Source organism: Candidatus Neomarinimicrobiota bacterium, assembly GCA_018647265.1.
Taxonomy (GTDB): Bacteria; Fidelibacterota; Marinisomatia; order Marinisomatales; family TCS55; genus TCS55.
The window spans coordinates 1-2114 of the sequence record JABGTK010000094.1 but is presented as its reverse complement, the minus strand read 5'-3'; the positions used below and the strand labels follow the sequence as shown (position 1 = coordinate 2114).

The window sequence follows — 2114 nt, the reverse complement described above, 5'->3', positions numbered from 1 at the left end:
TCTTGCGGAAGAAATCACCCATAAGGACAGTCGCTATTTAAACACCAATTCTGATTCAGAAGTATTACTTCATTATTTCGCTGATTTGCTGCACACGAATAATCCACCCGAAGACAGTGAAGAGTTTTTCTATCTTTTGTGCAATGCAGTTACCAAAATTTTTAAACATGTTAAGGGTGCTTATTCTGTGGTCAGTCTTGTCATTGGAAAAGGTATTGTGGTCTTCCGCGATCCCCAGGGAATTCGTCCGCTGGTAAAGGGCGAAAGGTCTAATGGTAATGGTGGCAAGGATTACATTTTTGCTTCCGAAAATACCATGTTTTATGCTTTGGGATACGAGCCTAAAGGAACGGTTCTCCCCGGTGAATTGATTTATGTGGATGAAGATGGCAAAGTGTTTAGTAAGCGATTAGTGAAAAAAACATTTAATCCATGCATTTTTGAATATGTGTATTTTGCCCGGCCCGATGCCACCCTAAATGATGTAAGTGTTTATCGTTCTCGCCTGCGGATGGGTCAAAATTTGGCCGATGAATGGAAGAAAAAATATCCCGATATTATTCCAGACATTGTGATTCCTGCGCCCAGCACTGCCAACACATCTGCCCTTTCATTTGCTCATGAATTGGGTGTGCGATATTCCGAAGGCTTGTATAAAAACACATTTATTGGTCGCACTTTTATTATGCCGGGACAAGCTGAACGAAAAAAATCTGTGAAATATAAATTGGTTCCGCAAGAATTAGAAATCCGCGATAAAAAGGTTTTGATTATGGATGACAGTATTGTCCGTGGAAATACGAGTCGTGAAATTGTTCACATGCTGAAAGATTTTGGTGCAAAGGAAGTCTATTTCGCAGTAGCGTGCCCACCCGTAAAATCTCCCTGTTTTTATGGCGTAGATATGCCTACAAAAAGTGAGCTCATCGCCGGAAATATGAATGAAGATGAAATTGAAAAATATTTAGAAGTGGATGCTTTACTCTATCAGAAAATTGATGATTTGGTGGAAGCGGTAACGCGGAAAGGAGATCACCATATTGATACACCCTGTATGGCTTGTTTGGATGGAAACTATGTGGCAAACGACATTGATGAAGCGAAGATTGCAGAAATGGAAACAATGCGGGTAAACGATAGGAATGGAAATTAGTTTATTAAACACAGAGAATAATATATGAAAAAATTAGCCGTTTACAGAGCGGCTGAACTTTTCACTCCTAACAAATTGTAAACTTGGGCCCGAAAAAGATACTGTATTCAGTACTATATTTATCGCTAAATTCAGTATAATTAACGGAGCCAACATGGAAACAATTACTGCCCAAGAAATAAAGCGTCGTGGTATTTCAGCTGTGGATGATAGTCTAAAAAATGGGCCGGTTCACATCATCAAAAATAATAAACCCCAATATGTTGTTATGGACGAAGAAAGCTATTTGGCCTTGATTTCTGAAAGTGAAACTGCTTATGAAGCTCGATTACAAATTGCATTGGCAGAAGTTAAAAAAGGAGACCTTCGTTCTTTTAAAAATGTCGATGAATTAATAACTGCTATTGATTCTGAAAAAGAATAATTGTACACTATACAAACACCGCCTGCATTTTTACGAACTGCAAAAAAGTTCTTTAAATTTCACCCAGATTTAAAAGAAAGGTTTCATTCTATAATAGAAATTTTACACAAACACCCGACTCACTCATCTTTAAAACTTCACTCTTTAAGTGGCAAGCTAAAAGGCCTTCATGGAATCAGCTTGACATATAAATACAGAATTACACTTATGTTTAAAATCGAAAACAAAACGATTATTCTGTTAGATATTGGCAACCATGATGAAGTATATAGTAAATAGGATGTGGCAAAAATGAAAATAATGTATAGGTTTTTTTAAGCTTATTATAAGAAATTATTAAATAACAAATGAACTATTCTCATTGCCGGTAATACTGGTATTACCTTATATTACAAGTAGAAATCACAGGTTAAATTATGTTAAAAACAGTTAGTTTTAAAATCGAAGAAGACTTTTTGGATGAAGTAGAAACGCTCTCCAACAATCTTCACAAAACAAAAAGCGCATTAATTAAGCAGTCTTTGGAGTTCTATTTAG

At 36.3% G+C, this 2114-nt stretch carries 3 protein-coding genes; all 3 read left to right on the top strand.

Annotation, left to right across the window (positions count from 1 at the left end; translation table 11 throughout):
* On the top strand, positions 1–1153 hold a 1153-nt coding region (locus HN459_05380; GenBank protein ID MBT3478878.1), incomplete at its 5' end, for an amidophosphoribosyltransferase.
* A gap of 154 nt (positions 1154–1307) precedes the next feature.
* On the top strand, positions 1308–1577 hold the full coding sequence (locus HN459_05375) for a prevent-host-death protein (protein ID MBT3478877.1): 270 nt from the start codon (positions 1308–1310) through the stop codon (positions 1575–1577).
* Positions 1578–1856: a plasmid stabilization protein gene (locus HN459_05370; protein ID MBT3478876.1), complete on the top strand. Its 279-nt coding sequence runs from the start codon at positions 1578–1580 to the stop codon at positions 1854–1856. It abuts the gene before it with no gap.
* Positions 1857–2114 lie beyond the last annotated feature (258 nt).